Genomic DNA, 18,324 nt, shown 5'->3' with positions numbered 1-18,324 from the left:
CAGGATGACCACCACGTCCGAACGTGTTGCAGGTTCGCGGTCGCGACAGGCGTCGCAACGAGTCTCCCAGTCCGTCTTCGACGGCTCCCGGCTCCGCGTCGTCCTCCTGGTCGACGTCTACGACGGGGCCCAGCAGCAGTTCCTCGAGGCCTACGAGCAGCTCTGCAACCAGGTCGCGTCCGTCCCCGGGCATGTCAGCGACCAGTTGTGCCAGTCCATCGAGAACCCCTCCCAGTGGCTCATCACCAGCGAATGGGAGAGCGCCCCGCCGTTCCTCGCCTGGGTCAACAGCGAGGAACACGTGGCGATGGTGGAGCCGCTGCACAGTTGCGTCCGCGACACCCGGTCGCTGCGCTTCCACGTCGTCCGCGAGACCGGCGGCCCGGCGGCCGGCGCCGAGCGGGGCAAGCGCCGGCTCCAGACGTCGCCCAGGATCGGCGACGGCGTGATCCGCCACGCGCTCACCTTCACCGTCAAGCCGGGCAGTGAGGAGATCGTCGCCAAGATCCTCGCCGACTACGCCTCGCCCGAGCCGCAGGTCGACGCCACCACCCGGCTCTGCCGCACCTCGCTGTTCATGCACGGCAACCGGGTGGTGCGGGCCATCGAGGTCCGAGGCGACCTGCTCGCCGCGCTGCGCCACGTGTCCCGGCAGCCCGGGGTACGGGCCGTCGAGGAGGCCATCAACCCCCATCTGGAGCAGGACCGGGACCTCGACGACCCCGAGTCCGCCCGGGTGTTCTTCACCCGCGCCGCGCTGCCGGCCGTCCACCACGTGACGGCGGAACGGCAGGACGCGCAGGCCGAGCGGTACGCCCTGTACTACCCGGCCAGGCCCGACCGCGGCATGAAGCTGGCCGAACTGCTGGCCCGCCAGGACGAGGCGGCTGCCGACGACCCGCGCACCCCGGTCCTGCGCAGCACGATCTTCCAGCGCGACGACGTCGTCGTCCGTCTGATCGACGTGCGCGGCGGACTCGACGCCGCCGACCCCGCAGCGGCCCTCGGCCTGGCCGACCCCGGGCAGGTGGCCGAGCTGACGACGCTCCTGGACGCCGCCGACGCGGACGCCTCCGCGCCGGACGACGCCCGGCTCGCGCGCTTCCTCGAACGCGCGCGCATGGATCTCGTCACCGACCGCCGGTCGCCCGACGCCTGATTCGTCATCACGCGGGCCGGGGCGGCGTCATGCCCCACCCGCGTCGGCGCAGTACATCAACGGAGGAACGTCGTGATCACTTCCCGTCCCAGAGTCGTGGATCTCAGCGAGGTCGAGCCCAACACCCGGCGCGGCGGCGATCTGCGCGCCATGCTCACCCCCGTCACGGTCGGCTCTACCAGCGGTTTCATGGGCGTGGCCCTCATCAAGCCCGGCGACCGCATCGCCGAGCACTACCACCCCTACTCCGAGGAGTTCATCTACGTCGTGTGCGGGCAGCTGGAGGTGGACCTGGACGGCGAGCCGGTGCCGCTGCAGCCCGAGCAGGGCCTGATGATCCCGGCCCACATGCGCCACCGCTTCCGCAACGTCGGCAAGGTCGAGGCCCGGATGGTCTTCCACCTCGGCCCGCTGGCCCCGAGCCCGCCGCTCGGCCACGTCGACACCGAGGAGGCCGACGCCGAGCCCGTGGTGATCGGCGCCGAGGCCGCCGGGCGACGTCAGGTCCGGTCATGACGAGACGGGTGGCGGTCACCGGCATAGGCATCGTCGCCCCGGGCGGCATAGGCACCCCCGCGTTCTGGAAGCTCCTGGTCGAGGGGCGTACGGCGACGCGCGGCATCACCTTCTTCGACCCGAGCGGCCTGCGTTCGCGGATCGCCGCCGAGTGCGACTTCGACCCGGCGGCCCACGGCCTGGACGCGCGGGACGTCGAACGCTGCGACCGCTACATCCAGTTCGCCATGGTCGCCGGCGACGAGGCGGTACGGGACTCCGGTCTCGACCTCGCCGCCGAGAACCCCTGGCGGGTCGGCGTCTCCCTGGGCACCGCGGTCGGCGGCACCACCCGGCTGGAGAACGACTACGTCCTCGTCAGCGACCGCGGGCAGCGCTGGGACGTGGACCACCGCAAGGCGGTCCCGGAACTGCACCGGGCGTTCTCGCCCAGCACGCTCGCCTCCACGGTGGCGGAGCGGTTCGGGGCGCGCGGGCCGGTGCAGACCGTCTCCACGGGCTGCACCTCGGGACTCGACGCGGTCGGCTACGCCTTCCACACCGTCGAGGAGGGCCGGGCCGACATCTGCATAGCCGGCGCCTCGGACTCGCCGATCTCCCCGATCACCATGGCCTGCTTCGACGCGATCAAGGCCACCTCCCCGAACAACGACGACCCCGCCCACGCCTCGCGTCCCTTCGACGCCGACCGGGACGGGTTCGTGATGGGGGAGGGCGGCGCCGTCCTCGTCCTGGAGGAGCTGGAGCACGCCCGGGCCCGCGGCGCCCATGTGTACTGCGAGCTCGGCGGGTACGCCACCTTCGGCAACGCCTACCACATGACCGGCCTGACCAGCGAGGGCCTGGAGATGGGCCGGGCCATCGAGGACGCCCTCGGCCACGCCCGGCTCGACGCCACGGCGATCGACTACGTCAACGCGCACGGGTCCGGCACCAAGCAGAACGACCGCCACGAGACCGCGGCGGTGAAACGGGTCCTGGGCGCACACGCCTACGACACGCCCATGAGCTCCATCAAATCCATGGTGGGGCACTCCCTCGGCGCGATCGGGGCGATCGAACTCGTCGCCTGTGTGCTGGCCCTGACCCACCAGGTGGTACCGCCGACCGCGAACTACGAGACGCCCGACCCCGAATGCGACCTGGACTACGTCCCGCGCGTGGCCCGCGAGCGCAAGCTGGCCGGGGTGCTCTCGGTGGGCAGCGGGTTCGGCGGCTTCCAGTCCGCGGTGGTCATGAACCGGCCGAGGGAGAAGACACGATGAGCGAACCCCGTCCACGGCTCGCGGCCGTCACGGGAATCGGTGTGGTCGCGCCCAACGGAGCCAGCACCGAGACCTTCTGGAAGGCCACCAGCGAGGGCATCAGCGTCCTGGACCAGATCACCCGCGAAGGCTGCGAACACCTGCCGCTGCGGGTGGCGGGCCAGGTCCGCGACTTCGACCCGTCGGCCGCGATCGAGGAGCGCTACCTCGTCCAGACCGACCGGTTCACCCACTTCGCGATGGCCGCGGCCGACCTCGCGCTGGACGACGCCCGCCTCGCCCGGTCCGACACCGACGAGGCCCCGTTCTCCATCGGCGTAGTCACCGCGGCCGGCTCCGGCGGCGGCGAGTTCGGCCAGCGGGAACTGCAACGGCTGTGGGACAAGGGCAGCCGCTACGTCGGCCCCTACCAGTCCATCGCCTGGTTCTACGCCGCCAGCACCGGCCAGATCTCCATCCGCCGCGGCTTCAAGGGCCCCTGCTCGGTGGTCGCCGCCGACGAGGCCGGCGGCCTGGACGCCCTCGCCCACGCGGCGCGGGCCGTGCGGCGCGGCACCGACGTGATCGTCGCCGGGGCCACCGAGGCGCCCATCGCGCCGTACTCGGTGGTCTGCCAGCTCGGTTACGAGGAGCTCAGCACCGTCGACGACCCGACCCGCGCCTACCGCCCGTTCACCGCCGCCGCCTGCGGGTTCGTACCCGCGGAGGGCGGCGCCATGGCCGTGGTGGAGGAGGCGGGCGTGGCCCGGGAGCGCGGCGCGCGGGTGCGGGCCTACCTCGCCGGACACGCGGCGACCTTCACCGGCGCCTCCCGCTGGGAGGACTCCCGGGAAGGGCTCGCCCAGGCCATCCGGGGCGCCCTGGCGGAGGCCGAGTGCGCCCCCGAGGAGATCGACGTGGTCTTCGCCGACGCCCTCGGCGTACCGGCGGCGGACCGCGCCGAGGCGCTGGCGATCGCCGACGCCCTCGGCACGCACGGCACCCGGGTGCCCGTCACGGCGCCGAAGACCGGCATCGGCAGGGGCTACTGCGCGGCGCCGCTGATGGACACCGCGGCGGCGGTGCTCGCGATGGAGCACGGCCTGATCCCCCCGACCCCCAACGTGTTCGACATCTGCCATGACCTGGACCTCGTGACCGGCCGGGCCCGTACCGCCGAGGTGCGCACGGCGCTGGTCCTGAGCCGGGGACTCATGGGGTCGAACTCGGCGCTGGTGCTGCGGCACGGCGCCTGACGACGTCTCGCAGCGAGGCGCCGTGGAGCAGTAGGAGCAACGAAGGAGAGGAACCGCATGTCTGACCGCATCACCGTGGAAGAGCTGGCCGAACTCATGAAGAAGTCCGCCGGCGTCACCGTCGCCCCGGAGGAGCTCCTTCAGGCCGACGCCGGCTTCGCCCACCTGGGAGTCGACTCGCTCGGTCTGCTGGGCATCGTGGGCGAGCTGGAGAACCGGTACGGGACGCCGATGCCCGTCGACGCCGAACGCTCCAAGACGCCCCGGCAGTTCCTCGACCTCGTCAACAGTGCCCTCATGACGACAGGAGCGTGAGATGACCGGACACACGCAGAACGAGATCACCATCGCGGCGCCGCTGGACCTGGTCTGGGACATCACCAACGACCTGGAGAACTGGCCGCGGCTGTTCACCGAGTACGCGTCCGTCGAGATCCTCTCCCGGGAGGGCCGCAAGACGACGTTCCGGCTGACCATGCACCCGGACGAGAACGGCACCGTGTGGAGCTGGGTCTCGGAGCGCGAGCCGGACCGCGAGAAGCTCACCGTCAGGGCCCGCCGGGTCGAGACGGGCCCCTTCGACCACATGAACATCCACTGGCGCTACGAGGAGACACCGGCCGGCACCCGGATGGTCTGGACGCAGGACTTCGCGATGAAGCCCGAGGCGCCGGTCGACGACGAGTGGATGACCGACAACATCAACCGCAACTCCAAGGTCCAGATGGGCCTGATCCGCGACCGCATCGAGAAGGCCGCCGCCGAACGCGGGGCCACCGCGGGTCTCACCGACTGAGCCGGACGGAGAACAGTCCCCATGCACCAAGCCCTGATCGTCGCCCGTATGGCCCCGGGAACGGCCCCTGACATCGCCAAGGTGTTCGAGGAGTCCGACCGGGGAGAGCTGCCGCACCTGGTCGGCGTCGTCCGGCGCAGCCTCTTCCAGTTCGGCGACGTGTACATGCACATGATCGAGTCCGACCGTGATCCCGGACCCGCCATCGCCAAGATCACCGGGCATCCCGAGTTCCGGGACGTCAGCGAGCGCCTCTCCGCGTACGTCAGCGCGTACGACCCGCAGACCTGGCGTTCCCCGAAGGACGCCATGGCGCAGCGCTTCTACCTCTGGGAGCGCCAGCCGGCCGGCTGACCCGCGCCGGCCGTCACCGGTCGCCGGACCCGCGACGCTGCGGGCCCGGCGACCGGTGGTTTTGGGGGTGTGCGGGTATGCGGTCGGGTCAGGCGGGGATGTGGCAGTCGAACGCGTGCAGATACGGGTTGACCGGGCTGATCCGGTCGATGACCAGGCCCGCTTCGGTCAGCCGGCCGATCATGCTCTCGGTGGTGTGCTTCGCCCCGCCGACGTTGAGGAGCAGCATCAGGTCCATCGCGGTGCTGAACCGCATCGACGGCGTGTCGTCGACCAGGTTCTCGATGACCACGACGCGTGTCCCGGGGCCGCCCGTCTCGCGGACGTTGCGCAGGGTGCGGGCGGTGCTCTCGTCGTCCCACTCCAGGATGTTCTTGATGACGTAGACGTCGGCCTTCACCGGTACGGCCGTACGGACGTCGCCGGGCACGACGCGCGCCCGGTCCGCGAGGTCGCCGCCCGCGCGCAGCCTCGGCACCGCGTTCTCCACCACCCGGGGCAGGTCGACCAGGGTGCCGTGCATCGCGGGGTACTTGTCCAGCAGGCTCGCCACCACGTGCCCCTGGCCGCCGCCGAGGTCGGCGACCGACGAACTCCCCGACAGGTCGAGGAAGTCCGCGACGTCCCGCGCCGACTGCACGCTGGACGTCGTCATGGCGCGGTTGAAGACGTCGGCGGACTCCGGGGCGTCCTCGTTCAGGTAGGGGAAGAACTCCTTGCCGTAGAGGTCCTCCACGACGTTGCGGCCGGTGCGCACCGCCTCGTCCAGCAGCGGCCAGGCGTCCCAGGTCCACGGCTCGGTGCACCACAGGGAGATGGCGCGCAGGCTGTTCGGGTCGTCCTCGCGCAGCAGCCGGGAGACGTCGGTGTGCGCGAACGTCCCGTCCGGCCGCTCGGCGAAGACGCCGTAGCAGGACAGGGCGCGCAGCAGCCGGCGCAGCGGCCGGGGTTCGGCCTTCACCGCGGCCGCGAGGTCCTCCACGGCCATGGGGCTGTCGCCGAGGGCGTCGGCGACGCCGAGCCGGGCCGCCGCGCGCAGGGCGGCGGCGCACGCCGCCCCGAACGCGAGCTCCCGCAGCCGCATGGACGGCGGTGGGGCGGCCTGAGCGGTGGGAACGGTCTGAACGGTCGTCATGTCCCGCCTTCCTTCCTTCTGGGGGTGGGGGTTGTTCAGCACAGGCCGGCGGGCTGCGACGCCCGGCAGGAGTTGCCCTGGAAGGTGTTGCCGACGCCGGTGTCCGCGTTGATCAGGTCCGCGGGGGAGTTGCCCCGCAGCACGTTGCCGGTGATCCGGTTGCGGTCGCTGGTGGTGCCCACGAAGCTCTTGAACAGGACGATGCCGCCCGACAGCGGGGACGTGCCGGCGTTGTCCTTGATGACGTTGCCGGTGATGAGGCTGTCCTCGGCGCCGGTCAGGACGATGCCGGAACCCTGGAGCGCGTCCAGCCGGGCGGTCTTCGGGCACGACTTGTTGTTGCGCTCGATGCGGTTCGCGCGCACGGTCACGAACCCGGCCTTCGGCTTGTTCTCGTCGCCGACGACGAACACGGCCGCGCAGTTGCCGGTGAGGCGGTTGCGCGCGACGGTGAGGTCGCGCAGGCGGCGGACCGTGACGCCGATCCGGTTGCCCTCCAGCCGGTTGTGCTCGACCAGCGTTCCCTCGGTGTCCGTGGCGCCCTGCTCCTCGCTGATCGAGTTGGCGAGGAACAGACCCGCGTCGCCGTTGTCCCGGGCGGTGTTGTCCCGGAACAGGCTGTGGACCGAGCGCTCGGCGGCGATGCCCCACACCCCGTTCTTCAGCGCGGCGACCCTCCGCACGGTCAGCCCGTCGGTCGACGTGGCGGAGACGCCGGACTTGGTGAAGCCGGTCACCGTCAGGGCGGCGACGGTGACGTCCGCGACGGCGCGGTCCTTGGTGCCCTGGACACAGATGCCGTTGCCGGCCTCGGCGCAGGCGCCGACGGCCTTCACGCCCGGGTCCGGCTCGATCACCGTGTCGCGGCCCATGCCGCGCAGGGTCAGCCCGGACGTGCTCACCGTGACGCTCTCGTGGTAGGTGCCGGAGGCCAGCAGCACGGTGTCACCCGGCTGGGCGGCGTCCACCACCTTCTGGATCGACTCCCCCGGCTGGACCCGATGAACCGTGTGCCCGGCGCCCGAGTGACCGGCGACCGACGGAGCGGCCCCGAGCCCCGTCCCGAGGAGCGCTGCCGCGCACGCCAGATATGCGATATGGCATTTCTTCATATTGTGCACGTTATGACCCGAAAGGCCCCGAACCGGCGGGATCGGCCATCCGGCGGCGCGTCGCGCGTGACGCCTACCGGGCGCGGCGGCTGTGGCCGCCGGGAGCGCGGCGGGGGCGGCGGCGTGTGCGGCGGGGGGCGGGGTCCGGAGTCGGAAGGTCCGGAAGGTCCGGAAGGTCCAGGGCCGGTGGGATTGGGGCCGGTGGGGTCGGGGTGGGGGGAAGGCGGGTCGCGTCGTCCTGCCAGGCCTCGTAGTCCGTGAAGGCGTCGCCGGAGTCCGGGAAGGCCGTGTGGCGGGGCGCCGGGATGCCCTTGAGGAGGGTCAGGGCCAGGGTGTCGGAGTCGGGCAGGGCGTCCGGTGAGCGCTGGGCGACCGTGTCGGGCAGCATGACCAGGGACGTGGTGCCGGACCGCTCGCCGGACGGGCGCAACTGGACGCGGATGCCGTGCCGTTCGGCGAGTCTGCCGACCACGAACAGTCCCATGTGCTGGGAGACGCCGACGTCGACGGTGGGCGGGTTGGCCAGCTTGTGGTTGATCGTCGCGAAGTCGTCGGCCCGCAGCCCGATGCCCTCGTCGTGGATCTCGACCATGATCCGTCCGTCGGGCAGCCGGACCGCGGTCACCCGCACCTCCGACTGCGGGGAGGAGAACGCGGTGGCGTTCTCCAGCAGTTCGGCGAGCAGCCGCACCAGGTCGGTCACGGCCGGGCCGTCGATCTGGGCCTCCGGGAGGCCGGCGAACCGGATGCGCTCGTACTGCTCCACCTCCGACGAGGCCGCGCGGATCACGTCGACCAGCGCGAGCGGCCGGTCCCACTGCTGGGCGGGCCTCTCGCCGCCCAGTACGAGCAGGTTCTCGCCGTTGCGGCGGACCCGGGTGGCGAGATGGTCGAGCCGGAACAGGTTCGCCAACTGGTCCGGGTCGGTCTCGTTGTCCTCCAGGCGGGTGATCAGCGCCAGTTGACGTTCGATCAGGGACTGGTTGCGGCGCGAGAGGTTGGTGAAGATCGTGTTGATGTTGCCCCGCAGCCGGGCCTGTTCCGCGGCGAGCCGGACGGCCTCGCGGTGGACGTGGTCGAAGGCCCGGGCGACCTCGCCGATCTCCTCGGTGGTGTCGATCGGGATCGGGGTGACCCGGGTGTCGACCTGGCCGGGGTCGGCCTGGGACAACCGGTCGATCATCGTCGGCAGCCGCTGTCCGGCGATCTCGATGGCGAAGCCGCTGAGCCGGCGCATGTCGGTGCTCATCGTGCGGGCCATCCAGGAGGCGAGCAGGAACGCGGCGAGCACCGAGGCGAGGACGAGCGCGGCGTGGGTGATGGCGTCGCGGCGCGCGTCGTCGGCGATGGTGTCGGCGCTCGCGAGGGCGGCGTCGGTCAGGTTCACCTGGACGCTCCGGTAGGCGTCGAAGCTCAGTGTGGACGCGGCGAAGAACGACTCGGGGGTGATGCCCCGCGCGGCGAGTTCCGCGGCCGGCTTCCCGGCGGAGATCTCGGCGACCATGTCGTCGATGCCGGGCGGGGTGACGAACGTCCGCCCCGCCGCCTCGGCCTGCTCCTCCGCCCGCCCGGTCTGCTCCCTGCCGCGCGCCTCCGCGTCGGCCAGCGCCTTCGTCAGCCTCGCCATGTCCTCGGTGGTGCCGGCGCCCGCGAACTCCTGGAGCCCCACCTGTTCGAGATAGGCGTACGAGCGGAAGGAGGCGAGCTGGGCCTGGAACTCGCCCCGGGCGAGGCTGTCGCGGTCCTGTACCAGCAGGTGTGTGCCGATGGACCGGATCAGGGACTCGGCCGCCTGCGTCAGGGACACGGCGTAGAGGCTGCGGCCGAGGCTCGTCCGGTTGCCGCGGCCGAAGCCCAGTTCGTTGGAGAGCTCCATCAGGGGGTGCTGGACGGCGTGGTAGCTCTCCTCCGACTCCACCCCGGACATGCGGGGCGTGAAGGCGGCGGCCCGCACGCCGGCGAGCTGCCGCTCACCGTCGCGCACCAGTTGCACGCGCCGCAGCAGGCCCGCGGTCTTCGGCATACGGGCGACCGCCGCGTCGAACGCCCGCGCGTCCGCGTCGGTGGTCCTCCGGGCCTGGACGACCGCGTCCGATGGCTTCCCGTCCCTGAGCAGCGGGATCACCGACACATCGCGCTCGTTGATCGCGTCACTCGCGTAGGTGTTCGCCGCCCGCACCAGTTCGGCCACGCGGACCGTGTCGTCGGCGTCCTGCCAGATGTCCACCGAACGTTGCACCCGAATGCCCCCGAGCGCGAGGGCGACGAGCACCGGGATCAGCAGAACGGCCCGGAGCCGTCTGCCCACGGGCCGGTTGCGGCGGAGGGACTTCCTCGGCCGCTCCGTCGTCGGTGAGTTGTTCGGCAAAGTCGTCCTATCGCCGCTGGAGCGCCTCGTGCGTGACGCGCCGGGTACCCCTCACTACGAAGGGTCGACGGTGCCGCGTTCAAAAGTGGTGCAACATTTAACCAAGATGGTCGCGCCCTGGCCAGTCGTGTGCTGAGCAGTCGTGTGCCGACCGGACGTGGGCAGACCTGGCGTGCGCCGTCAGGCCCGGCCGTGCGCCTCCTGGGAACGTCGCGACAGCGAGTCGATGACCACCGCGGCGAACAGCACCCCGCCCGTGATCACGAACTGGACGGCCGGGGGAGTGTCCGTGATCGCCATACCGGAGGCGATCGACTGGATGACCAGCATGCCCAGCACCGCCGACCAGGTCGTGCCGCGCCCGCCGAACAGACTGGTGCCGCCGATGACGGCCGCCGCGATGGCGTTGACCAGCAGGACCCCGGAGCCCGAGCTCTGGCTCACCGAGGTGATGCGCGAGGCCAGGAACAGGCCGCCGATCGCGGCCATCGTGCCCGAGGCCGCGAGCACCGCGGTCTGCACCGCCGTCACGTTGAGGCTGGCGCGGCGGGCCGCCTCGACGCTGCCGCCGAGGGCGTAGACCTGCCGTCCGTAGTGGGTGCGGCGGAGCACGACGTCGAGGCCGGCCACCACCACGAGGAAGATCAGCAGGGCGAGGGGCAGGCCCTGGAACCGGTTGAGCAGATACGCGATGGTGAACGCGAGCACCGCGAGCCCCCCGGCGCGCACCACGATGAGGCGCAGCGAGCGGTGCGGCATGCCGACGGCCCGGCGGCGGCGCCGGTCGCGGTCGGAGACGAGGAAGACCGCGCCCGCGGCGAGCGCCGCCAGGCCGTAGGCGACGGCGTCGTCGGTGAAGTAGTAGCTGGTCAGCTTGGCGATCAGCCCGTTCTCGTCGAGGTTGACGGTGCCGCTCTCGCCGAGGATGGCCAGCATGAGGCCGTTCCAGGTGAGCAGCCCGGCGAGCGTGACGACGAACGCCGGCACCCGGGTGCGGCCGATGGAGTAGCCCTGGACGGTGCCCGCGACGGTGCCCGCGAGCACCGCGACGATCAGCGCGAGCCACTCCGGCACCCCGTTGTTCACGTTCAGCACGGCGAAGACAGCCGCCGCCAGACCGCTGATCGAGCCGACGGACAGGTCGAGTTCGCCGAGCAGCAGTACGAAGACGATGCCGACCGCGATCATCCCGGTGCCCACGATGTCCACGCTGAGGTTGGAGAGGTTGCGGGGCGAGAGGAAGTTCTCGTTGAGGGACTGGAAGGTGATCCAGACGACGGCCAGGACCAGCACGACGGGGAGCGAACCCAGCTCACCGGCGCTGAGCTTGCGCCGGACGACCGCGACCCCGCCCTCCGCGGCCCGCACGACGGCCCGCACCCGCGTCACCACCCCGTCTCCCGGCCGGCCGGCCGGCGGGGCACGTTCTCCGTGGCGCCGGTGATGGACGAGATGATCTGCTCCTGCGACGCCGTGTTCACGTCGAAGAAGCCGTTGTTGCGGCCCAGGCGCAGCACCGCGGCGCGGTCCGCGAGGGCCTTCACGTCGCCCATGTTGTGGCTGATGAGCAGCACGCCCAGACCGCGTTCGCGCAACTCGTCGATCAGGTCCAGGATCTCGCCGGTCTGCTCGATGCCCAGCGCCGCGGTGGGCTCGTCCAGCAGGAGGACCCGCGGGTCGCCGAGGAGCGAGCGGGCGATGGCCACCGTCTGCCGCTGGCCGCTGGAGAGGGCGACGACGGGGCCGCGCAGCTCGGGCAGCCGCCTGGTCAGGCGCTCCAGCAGCCGTCTGGTGCGGCGCTCCATCTCCACCTCGTCGAGAAACCCCGACCTGCGGATCTCCCGGCCGAGGAACAGGTTCCCGACGACGTCGAGGTTCCCGCACAGCGCGAGATCCTGGTAGACGGTGGCGATGCCCAGGTCCCGGGCGTCGTGCGGGCGTCTGATCTGGACCGGCCTCCCCTGCCACTCGATGACGCCCTTCTCGGCGGGCGTGACCCCGGAGATCACCTTGACCAGGGTGGACTTGCCGGCTCCGTTGTCCCCGAGGAGCGCGACGACCTGCCCGGAGTGGATCTCCAGCTCGATGTCCGTGAGGACGTCGACGACGCCGAAGCGTTTGCACACGCCGCGCAGCGCCAGCAAGGGGGGATCCGGCACACAAACCAACTCCTCGGGTGTCAGGTCAGTCCGGCCCTCTCACAGGCGGCGCGGAGTTGGGGGGTGCAGATCTGCCGGACCGTGTGCAGGCCGTCCTTCACCACCGTGTCCCGGATGGTGCCGGCGGTCACCGACACGGGGGTGAGGAGGACGGACGCGACCGCCTCCCCGCCGCGCGCCGGCACCCGGCCGGTGGCCACCTTCCCCAGGCTCTGCCCACGCGCCGCGGCCACCGCCATGGCGCCGGCGGCGGCGGCCTCGGGCTTGAACGGCTTGAAGACGGTCATGTACTGCTCGCCGAGGACGATGCGCCGCAGGGCCGCGAGTTCGGCGTCCTGCCCGGTGACCGGGGGCAGCGGGGCGACCTTGTTGGCCTTCAGGGCGGCGATGCTCCCGCCGGCCAGGCCGTCGTTGGCCGCGTAGACCCCGTCGATGGAGTCGGCGCCGAGCGCCGCGAGGGCGCCGGACATGTTCATGTGCGCGGTCTCGGCCCGCCACTGCGGGGTGTCGTAGGCCTTGCCGATCTTCACCTTCCCGTCGAGCACGGACAGCGCGCCCTCCTTGAACGACTTCGCGTTCGGGTCGCTGGGGTCGCCGTTCATCATGACGATCTGCGCGCCGGGCACCTTGTCGCCCATCGCCTTCAGCAGCGCCCGGCCCTGGAGCCGGCCGACCTCCACGCCGTCGAAGGAGACGTACCCCGAGATCGGGCCCTCGGCGAGCCGGTCGTAGGCGATGACGGGGATGTCCGCCGCGTGCGCCTTGGTGACCGTCGCGCCGAGCGACCGGGCGTCCACGGCCACCAGCACGATCGCGTCGACGCCCTTGGTGATCATCGAGTCCATCTGCTCCTGCTGGAGGGCCACGTCGCCCTTGGCGTTGGCGTGCTCGACCGTGCAGGTGTCGCACAGCTCCTTGATCCTCTTCTCCAGCAGGGGCCGGTCCTGCGCCTCCCAGCGCGCCGTGGTGGCGTCCGGCAGGAGCACGCCGATGCGCGGTCCGTTGCCCCCGTCGGGATCGTCGCCGGTGCCCGCACCGCCGCAGGCCGCCAGCACGAGCGTCAGCACGACCGCCGTGGCGACGGCGGTCGGGGTGGCGGCCGTGTCCCGGATGCGGGCCTTCATCAGTGGTACCTGCCGTCGATGACAATAAGGTGGACATGTGGTCGATATGTTCGGTTGATCCTTGTATGCGATTCTGGTGGGTGGGTGCCCCGATCTCAACCTGTCGGCACCTGAGACAGGACGGGAGGTACGGTGCGGACCTGCCTCGATCGGGCCCTGACCATCGCCGGAGCGACACTGGCAGCGGTCTACGCGTCCGGCGCCGGCGACAAAGAGCTTCGGTTGGTTGACACGTCCGGAGGTACCCCTTCCGGATCGGCGCCCCCGGAGCACCTGCCGCTGTCCGGCGACTCGCCCGCCGCCCGCGCCCTGCGCACCGACCGCCCCGTCTGGCTCACCGCCGGCACCCCGCTGGCCGCGCTGCCCCTCGGCCCGGAGGGCGGACGACTGGGCTGCCTCCTGGTCATGAGCGCCTCGGCGGACGGCTTCGAGACCGAGCAACGCCGGTTCCTGGAGCGCTTCGCCGACGCGGTCGCCGCACTCCTCCCGCCGGGCGCGGACCCGCCGCGGCCGACGCCGCTGCTGGCGCCCGCCCTGCGCAGCCTGCGCATCGGCTTCTTCGTCCTCTTCCCGGACACCGGCCTGATCGAGGCCGACGACATCCTGCTCGACCTGGTCGGTATCACACCGGACGACTTCGACGGCAAGGCCGACACCCTGCTCGCCCACGCCCTCCCGGAGGACATGCACGCCCTGATGTCGGTCCTGGAGCCGTCCGGGCAGGCCTCCGGCCGCCGCGACCTGGAGTTCCGGGTCCGCGGCCCCACCGGCGAGATGCGCTGGCTCAGCCTGAGCTGCCGGGTGGAGGCCGCCACCGCCGACGGGCCGGAACAGGTGCTCGGCGTGGTGACGGCGACCCCGGTCCTGCGCCGCGGCGACGACGACGTCGCCCGCATCCAGTGGCTGACCGCCGCCCTCGACGACGCCGCGACCGTCCGCGACGTCGGCCGCGTCGTGGTCTCCGCCCTGCGCGAGCCGCTGGCCGCCGACCGGGTGGCCCTCGCCGCGCTCCAGGACGACCGGCTCATGGTCACCGTCCTCGACCCGCCCCAGGCCACCGCCTGGCCGCAGGTCTGGGGCACCGAGTGGCGCACCGAATGGCCCGACGCCCCGCTGCGCGCCCTGCCCACCCTCCAGGCGGCCCTGCGGGACGGCCGGATGGACCTGTGGCCCGCCGGCACCGTCCTCGAACCCGGCCTGGCCGGCATCGGCGCCGGCGGCCTCGCCGTCCTGCCGCTCCCCGCCAAGGGCCGGGTCGCCGGCGTGTGCCTGGTCGGCTGGGACCAGCCGCACGAGTTCGTCCCCGTGGAGCGGTCCCTGCTCACCGCCACCGCCGCCCTCGTCGGCCAGGCCCTCAAACGCGCCCACGCCCACGACGCCGAGCAGGAACTCGCGACGATGCTCCAGCGCAGCCTGCTGCCCCGGCGGCTGCCCGAACTCCCCGGCGGCACCGCCGTCGCCCGCTACCTGCCCGCCCGCCGCGGCCTCCAGGTGGGCGGCGACTGGTACGACGTCATCGCCCTCTCCGAGGACCGGGTGGCCCTCGTCATCGGCGACGTCCAGGGACACAGCGCCGGAGCCGCGACGATCATGGGCCAGATGCGTACGGCGGTCCGCGCCTACGCCATGGAGGGCCACCCGCCCGACGTGGTCGTCTCCCACGCCAACCGGCTCCTCGTCGCCATGGAGACCGACCTGTTCGCCACCTGCTGCTACGCCGAACTGGACATGGAGGAGGGCAACACCCTCTTCGTCCGGGCCGGCCACCTCTCGCCCCTGCTGCGCCACCCCGACGGATCCACCGAGGAGGTCGAGGTCGCCGGCGGGCCCCCGCTGGGCATCCTCGCGGAGGCGGACTTCCCCATGACGGCCGTCGCACTGACCCCCGGCACGGTCATCGCCCTGGTCACCGACGGCCTGGTCGAGGCAGCCGACCTGCCCCTGGACGAGGGCATGCGCCGCACCCGCGTCGCCCTCGCCGCCGCCGACCCCGCAGACCCGGGGATCATGGCCGACGCCCTCCTCGGCGACCTCGGCCGCCGGGAGGACGACGTGGCGCTGCTGCTCCTGCGCTACGACGGCATGGAGACCCGCCCGATCCGGGCCGGCTGGATGGTGTGGCGGCTGCCCGACGCCGTCATGCACGCCCGCCGCTTCACCGCGCGCACCCTGCGCCGCTGGCAGGTCCAGGAGGCCGCCGACGCGGTGCTGCTGGTCGTCTCCGAACTCGTCACCAACGCCCTGGTGCACACCCAGGGCCCGGTCCGCGTCGACCTCGTCCTGCGCGGGGACCGGGTGCGCGTCAGCGTGAGCGACTCCTCGCCGCGCGCGCCCGCCAAACCGGTGATCGTCGACTGGGAGTCGACCGGCGGCCGAGGCCTGCTCCTGGTCGAGGCGATGTCGGAGTCCTTCGGCTCGGTCCCGGTGGCCGGCGGCAAACAGGTGTGGAGCGAGATCACCGTACCGGGCGGGATCGCCGAACCGGAGAGAGCGCCATGAGAAACCGACGCCGGCACATCGCCGCGCTGTTCGCCGCGGCACTGATGACGATGCCCCTGGCCGCCTGCGGCGGAGACAACGACACGGGGGGCGAGGGCTTCACCGTCGGCCTGCTGCTGCCGAGCCGCGCCGTCCCGCGCTGGGAACACTCGGACCGGCCGCTGATCGTGGCCCAGGTGAAGAAGCTGTGCCCCGCCTGCACGGTGGAGTACGCCAACGCCGAGAACGACGTGACCCGCCAGCGCGGTCAGTTGATCTCCATGGTCACCAAGGGCGCCAAGGTCCTGATCCTGGACGCCGCCGACACCCGGGCCATGCGCTCCTCGATCCAGGAGGCACGCCGGGCGGGCGTCCCGGTGATCGCCTACGACCGCCTCGCCGAAGGCCCGATCGCAGGCTTCGTCGGCTTCGACGGCCTCCAGGTCGGCCGGCTCCAGGGCGAGGCGCTCCTGAAGGCCACGGAGAACAAGTCCGGGCGCCCGACGGTCGTCATGGTGAACGGCGACCCGACCAGCGCCAACGCGGCCCTGTACCGCGAGGGCGCGCTGTCCGCCCTCACCGGCGAGGTGAGGATCGGCCGGTCCTACAACACCCTGGACTGGAGCACGCAGAACGCCCACGTCAACATGTCCGCCGCCATCGCGGCCCTGGGCCCGGACCGCATCGACGGCGTCCTCGCCGCCAACGACTCCATCGCCGCGGGCGTCGTCGCCGCCCTCAAGAGAGCCGGCGTCACCACGTTCCCGCCCGTCACCGGCCAGGACGCCGACCTCGACGCCGTACGGCGCATCGTCAAGGGCGAGCAGTACATGACGGTGTACAAGTCGTTCGCGAAGGAGACCGCCGCCGTCGCCGCCATGGCCGTCGCCGTCGGACGCGGCGAGGACCCCGGCGACAGCGCCACGACGACCATCGACAGCCCCACCACCAAGGACATCCCGGCCGTCCTGCTCACCCCGACCGCGGTCACGGCCCAGGACATCCGGCGGACGCTGATCAAGGCCGGCGTCTACACCGCCGGCCAGATCTGCACCCGTGAACTCCGGGCCGCCTGCGACCGGGCCGGACTCACACCGTGAGGCCGAGGCGGACGAGGCGGGCCGGCCGTCAGTTCTGGTACGGCTGCTGCTGAGGCTGCCCGTACTGCTGGCCCCCGCCGGCGCCCGCGCTCTGCGCCAGCAACTGGTCCGCCTGCTCCTTCGTCGCCTTCTGCTCGGCGCCGCAGAACGTGCACTGCGTCCCGTACTTCGTCGAGAACGGGAACAGCGGCACGAAGAACAGCGTGAACTTCGTGACCCGCTTCCTGAGCGTGTGCGCGGCGGGGTTGCCGCAGCTCCCGCACAGCAGCGTCAGTATCGCCAGTTGGTAGAGGTATCCCTTGGTGCCGAAGATGATCACGCTGTGCTTCCTTACCGGTCGAGTGTCGGTCCGCACGGGACAGTCTGCGGCATGCCGGGTCACCCGCGTGAGCGGCAGCCGGGTCCATGCCCTGGGCCACGTGGGCGAACGCCCGGCCGCGACGGCGGCGGCCACCGCCCAGGCACCGCCATGGTCGTCTGGCCGCCGCCCGGCGGCGCACCCCCGCCCCCCTCCCGAAGAGGTCCACAGGCCCATGCCCCGACTGCCCCGACTCCCACGCCTGGCGGGCACCGCCGCCGCCGCTCTCGCCCTCGGCCTGCTCGCCACGGCTCCCGCCGCGGGCGGCGAGCCGGCCGTCTCCGCCCCGCGCGTCGTCGCCCACTTCGACTTCGCCGAGGGACAGACACCGGAGAACATCGCGCTCGAACCCGACGGTTCCGCCGACCTGACGTTCGCGGGCGCCCGGCAGGTCGCCAACGTCACCCGGGAGGGCCGGACGCGGATCCTCGCCACCCTGCCCGCCGTCGCGAACCCGAGCACCCCCGTCGTCGGCGCGGCCGTCGTCCTCGGCATCGCCCGCGCCGAGGACGGCACCCTCTACGTCACCTACGCCACCGGCACCGCCAAGACCGGCATCTGGCGCATCGCCCCCGACGGCAGCGCACCCCGGCAGATCGCCAAGCTCCCGCCGAAGGGCTTCCCCAACGGCCTCGCCCTCGACGAGCGCCGGGGCGTGCTCTACGCCGCGGACTCCGTCCTGGGCGCCGTCTGGCGCGTCCCGCGCGCGGGCGGCGAGCCCACGCTCTGGGCCACCGGAGCCGAACTCGAACCCGGCACCGCGCCCCCCGCGTCCGGCATCGGAGCCAACGGCCTGCGGGTCCACCACGACGCCGTGTGGGTCTCCAACAGCGACGCCGCGACCCTGCTGCGCATCCCCGTGCGCGAGAACGGCTCCGCCGGAGCGATCCGGACCCGGGCCAGCGGCCTGGCCGGGATCGACGACTTCGGTTTCGTCGAGCGGCACCGGGACACCGTCCTCGCCGCCCTGCTCGTCGGCAACCGGATCGCCCTGGTCCGCCCCGACGGCACCCACAAGATCGTCCTCACCCGGCAGGACGGGCTGTCCAACCCCACCTCCGTGGCCGTACGCGGCCGCACCGCCTACGTCACCAGCGCCGCGTACTTCACCGGCCAGGACCCGAACCTGCTCCTGGCCCGCGTCCACCAGCGCGACCGCGGCTAG

The 18,324-nt window shown here is 72.3% G+C and carries 17 protein-coding genes; 10 read left to right on the top strand and 7 right to left on the bottom strand.

Annotated elements, in window-relative coordinates; genetic code table 11:
* The first annotated feature begins 4 nt into the window (after positions 1-4).
* The 7 genes from OG352_RS04325 to OG352_RS04295 all read left to right on the top strand — a co-directional run bounded on the left by OG352_RS04325 (position 5) and on the right by OG352_RS04295 (position 5,325).
* The gene (locus OG352_RS04325) at positions 5-1,159 is read left to right on the top strand and encodes a SchA/CurD-like domain-containing protein (protein ID WP_329214499.1); all 1,155 of its coding nucleotides are present in this window, start codon (positions 5-7) and stop codon (positions 1,157-1,159) included.
* A gap of 72 nt (positions 1,160-1,231) precedes the next feature.
* Positions 1,232-1,675, top strand: a complete 444-nt coding sequence (locus tag OG352_RS04320; protein WP_329214497.1) for a cupin domain-containing protein — start codon at positions 1,232-1,234, stop codon at positions 1,673-1,675.
* Positions 1,672-2,940: a beta-ketoacyl-[acyl-carrier-protein] synthase family protein gene (locus OG352_RS04315; RefSeq protein ID WP_329214495.1), complete on the top strand. Its 1,269-nt coding sequence runs from the start codon at positions 1,672-1,674 to the stop codon at positions 2,938-2,940. Before OG352_RS04320 ends, OG352_RS04315 begins: the two co-directional genes overlap by 4 nt.
* Complete coding sequence (locus OG352_RS04310) at positions 2,937-4,175, top strand: ketosynthase chain-length factor (RefSeq protein WP_329214493.1); 1,239 nt, start codon at positions 2,937-2,939, stop codon at positions 4,173-4,175. Before OG352_RS04315 ends, OG352_RS04310 begins: the two co-directional genes overlap by 4 nt.
* Before the next feature lie 57 nt (positions 4,176-4,232).
* Complete coding sequence (locus OG352_RS04305; RefSeq protein ID WP_329214491.1) at positions 4,233-4,490, top strand: acyl carrier protein; 258 nt, start codon at positions 4,233-4,235, stop codon at positions 4,488-4,490.
* Position 4,491: 1 nt separating this feature from the next.
* Positions 4,492-4,971, top strand: coding sequence for an SRPBCC family protein (locus tag OG352_RS04300; protein WP_329214489.1), 480 nt, complete (start codon positions 4,492-4,494; stop codon positions 4,969-4,971).
* Between the two features lie 21 nt (positions 4,972-4,992).
* The gene (locus OG352_RS04295; protein WP_329214487.1) at positions 4,993-5,325 is read left to right on the top strand and encodes a TcmI family type II polyketide cyclase; all 333 of its coding nucleotides are present in this window, start codon (positions 4,993-4,995) and stop codon (positions 5,323-5,325) included.
* Between the two features lie 88 nt (positions 5,326-5,413).
* On the opposite strand, the gene OG352_RS04290 is transcribed toward OG352_RS04295, so the two are convergent.
* From OG352_RS04290 to OG352_RS04265, 6 genes are all read right to left on the bottom strand, one after another.
* The gene (locus OG352_RS04290) at positions 5,414-6,460 is read right to left on the bottom strand and encodes a methyltransferase (protein ID WP_329214485.1); all 1,047 of its coding nucleotides are present in this window, start codon (positions 6,458-6,460) and stop codon (positions 5,414-5,416) included.
* A 35-nt stretch (positions 6,461-6,495) separates the two neighbouring features.
* Positions 6,496-7,572, bottom strand: a complete 1,077-nt coding sequence (locus OG352_RS04285; RefSeq protein ID WP_329214483.1) for a right-handed parallel beta-helix repeat-containing protein — start codon at positions 7,570-7,572, stop codon at positions 6,496-6,498.
* A gap of 73 nt (positions 7,573-7,645) precedes the next feature.
* A complete protein-coding gene (locus tag OG352_RS04280; protein ID WP_329214481.1) occupies positions 7,646-9,880 on the bottom strand; it encodes a sensor histidine kinase in 2,235 nt (744 codons plus the stop codon).
* Positions 9,881-10,120: 240 nt separating this feature from the next.
* Entirely contained in the window at positions 10,121-11,332 is a 1,212-nt protein-coding gene (locus tag OG352_RS04275) for a sugar ABC transporter permease (protein ID WP_329214479.1), read from the bottom strand.
* Entirely contained in the window at positions 11,326-12,099 is a 774-nt protein-coding gene (locus OG352_RS04270; RefSeq protein WP_329214477.1) for an ATP-binding cassette domain-containing protein, read from the bottom strand. The genes OG352_RS04275 and OG352_RS04270 overlap by 7 nt, the downstream gene beginning before the upstream one ends.
* Positions 12,100-12,119: 20 nt before the next feature.
* Positions 12,120-13,223 (bottom strand): sugar ABC transporter substrate-binding protein, encoded by a 1,104-nt coding sequence (locus OG352_RS04265; RefSeq protein WP_329214475.1) that lies wholly within the window; start codon positions 13,221-13,223, stop codon positions 12,120-12,122.
* A gap of 132 nt (positions 13,224-13,355) precedes the next feature.
* Here OG352_RS04265 and OG352_RS04260 point away from each other — a divergent pair, with 132 nt between their 5' ends.
* Both OG352_RS04260 and OG352_RS04255 read left to right on the top strand, forming a co-directional pair.
* Positions 13,356-15,722 carry a SpoIIE family protein phosphatase gene (locus OG352_RS04260; RefSeq protein WP_329214474.1) on the top strand — a complete coding sequence of 789 codons (2,367 nt, stop codon included), beginning with the start codon at positions 13,356-13,358 and terminating at the stop codon, positions 15,720-15,722.
* The gene (locus OG352_RS04255; RefSeq protein WP_329214472.1) at positions 15,719-16,801 is read left to right on the top strand and encodes a sugar ABC transporter substrate-binding protein; all 1,083 of its coding nucleotides are present in this window, start codon (positions 15,719-15,721) and stop codon (positions 16,799-16,801) included. The genes OG352_RS04260 and OG352_RS04255 overlap by 4 nt, the downstream gene beginning before the upstream one ends.
* Positions 16,802-16,829: 28 nt before the next feature.
* Here OG352_RS04255 and OG352_RS04250 read toward each other — a convergent pair whose 3' ends face one another.
* Positions 16,830-17,120, bottom strand: a complete 291-nt coding sequence (locus tag OG352_RS04250) for a zinc-ribbon domain-containing protein (protein WP_329214470.1) — start codon at positions 17,118-17,120, stop codon at positions 16,830-16,832.
* 214 nt (positions 17,121-17,334) lie between these two features.
* Here OG352_RS04250 and OG352_RS04245 point away from each other — a divergent pair, with 214 nt between their 5' ends.
* A complete protein-coding gene (locus OG352_RS04245; protein ID WP_329214468.1) occupies positions 17,335-18,324 on the top strand; it encodes an SMP-30/gluconolactonase/LRE family protein in 990 nt (329 codons plus the stop codon).

The organism is Streptomyces sp. NBC_01485, from assembly GCF_036227125.1.
In the GTDB taxonomy this organism is placed as follows: Bacteria; Actinomycetota; Actinomycetes; order Streptomycetales; family Streptomycetaceae; genus Streptomyces.
This window is presented reverse-complemented; position numbering and strand designations above follow the sequence as displayed.

Excerpts from the sequence above, each read along its gene's own strand:
- OG352_RS04325 (WP_329214499.1), top strand. The coding sequence starts at position 5 with ATGACCACCACGTCCGAACGTGTTGCAGGTTCGCGGTCGCGACAGGCG.
- OG352_RS04315 (WP_329214495.1), top strand. The coding sequence starts at position 1,672 with ATGACGAGACGGGTGGCGGTCACCGGCATAGGCATCGTCGCCCCGGGC.
- OG352_RS04310 (WP_329214493.1), top strand. The coding sequence starts at position 2,937 with ATGAGCGAACCCCGTCCACGGCTCGCGGCCGTCACGGGAATCGGTGTG.
- OG352_RS04305 (WP_329214491.1), top strand. The coding sequence starts at position 4,233 with ATGTCTGACCGCATCACCGTGGAAGAGCTGGCCGAACTCATGAAGAAG.
- OG352_RS04300 (WP_329214489.1), top strand. The coding sequence starts at position 4,492 with ATGACCGGACACACGCAGAACGAGATCACCATCGCGGCGCCGCTGGAC.
- OG352_RS04295 (WP_329214487.1), top strand. The coding sequence starts at position 4,993 with ATGCACCAAGCCCTGATCGTCGCCCGTATGGCCCCGGGAACGGCCCCT.
- OG352_RS04290 (WP_329214485.1), bottom strand. The coding sequence starts at position 6,460 with ATGACGACCGTTCAGACCGTTCCCACCGCTCAGGCCGCCCCACCGCCG.
- OG352_RS04285 (WP_329214483.1), bottom strand. The coding sequence starts at position 7,572 with ATGAAGAAATGCCATATCGCATATCTGGCGTGCGCGGCAGCGCTCCTC.
- OG352_RS04265 (WP_329214475.1), bottom strand. The coding sequence starts at position 13,223 with ATGAAGGCCCGCATCCGGGACACGGCCGCCACCCCGACCGCCGTCGCC.
- OG352_RS04255 (WP_329214472.1), top strand. The coding sequence starts at position 15,719 with ATGAGAAACCGACGCCGGCACATCGCCGCGCTGTTCGCCGCGGCACTG.
- OG352_RS04245 (WP_329214468.1), top strand. The coding sequence starts at position 17,335 with ATGCCCCGACTGCCCCGACTCCCACGCCTGGCGGGCACCGCCGCCGCC.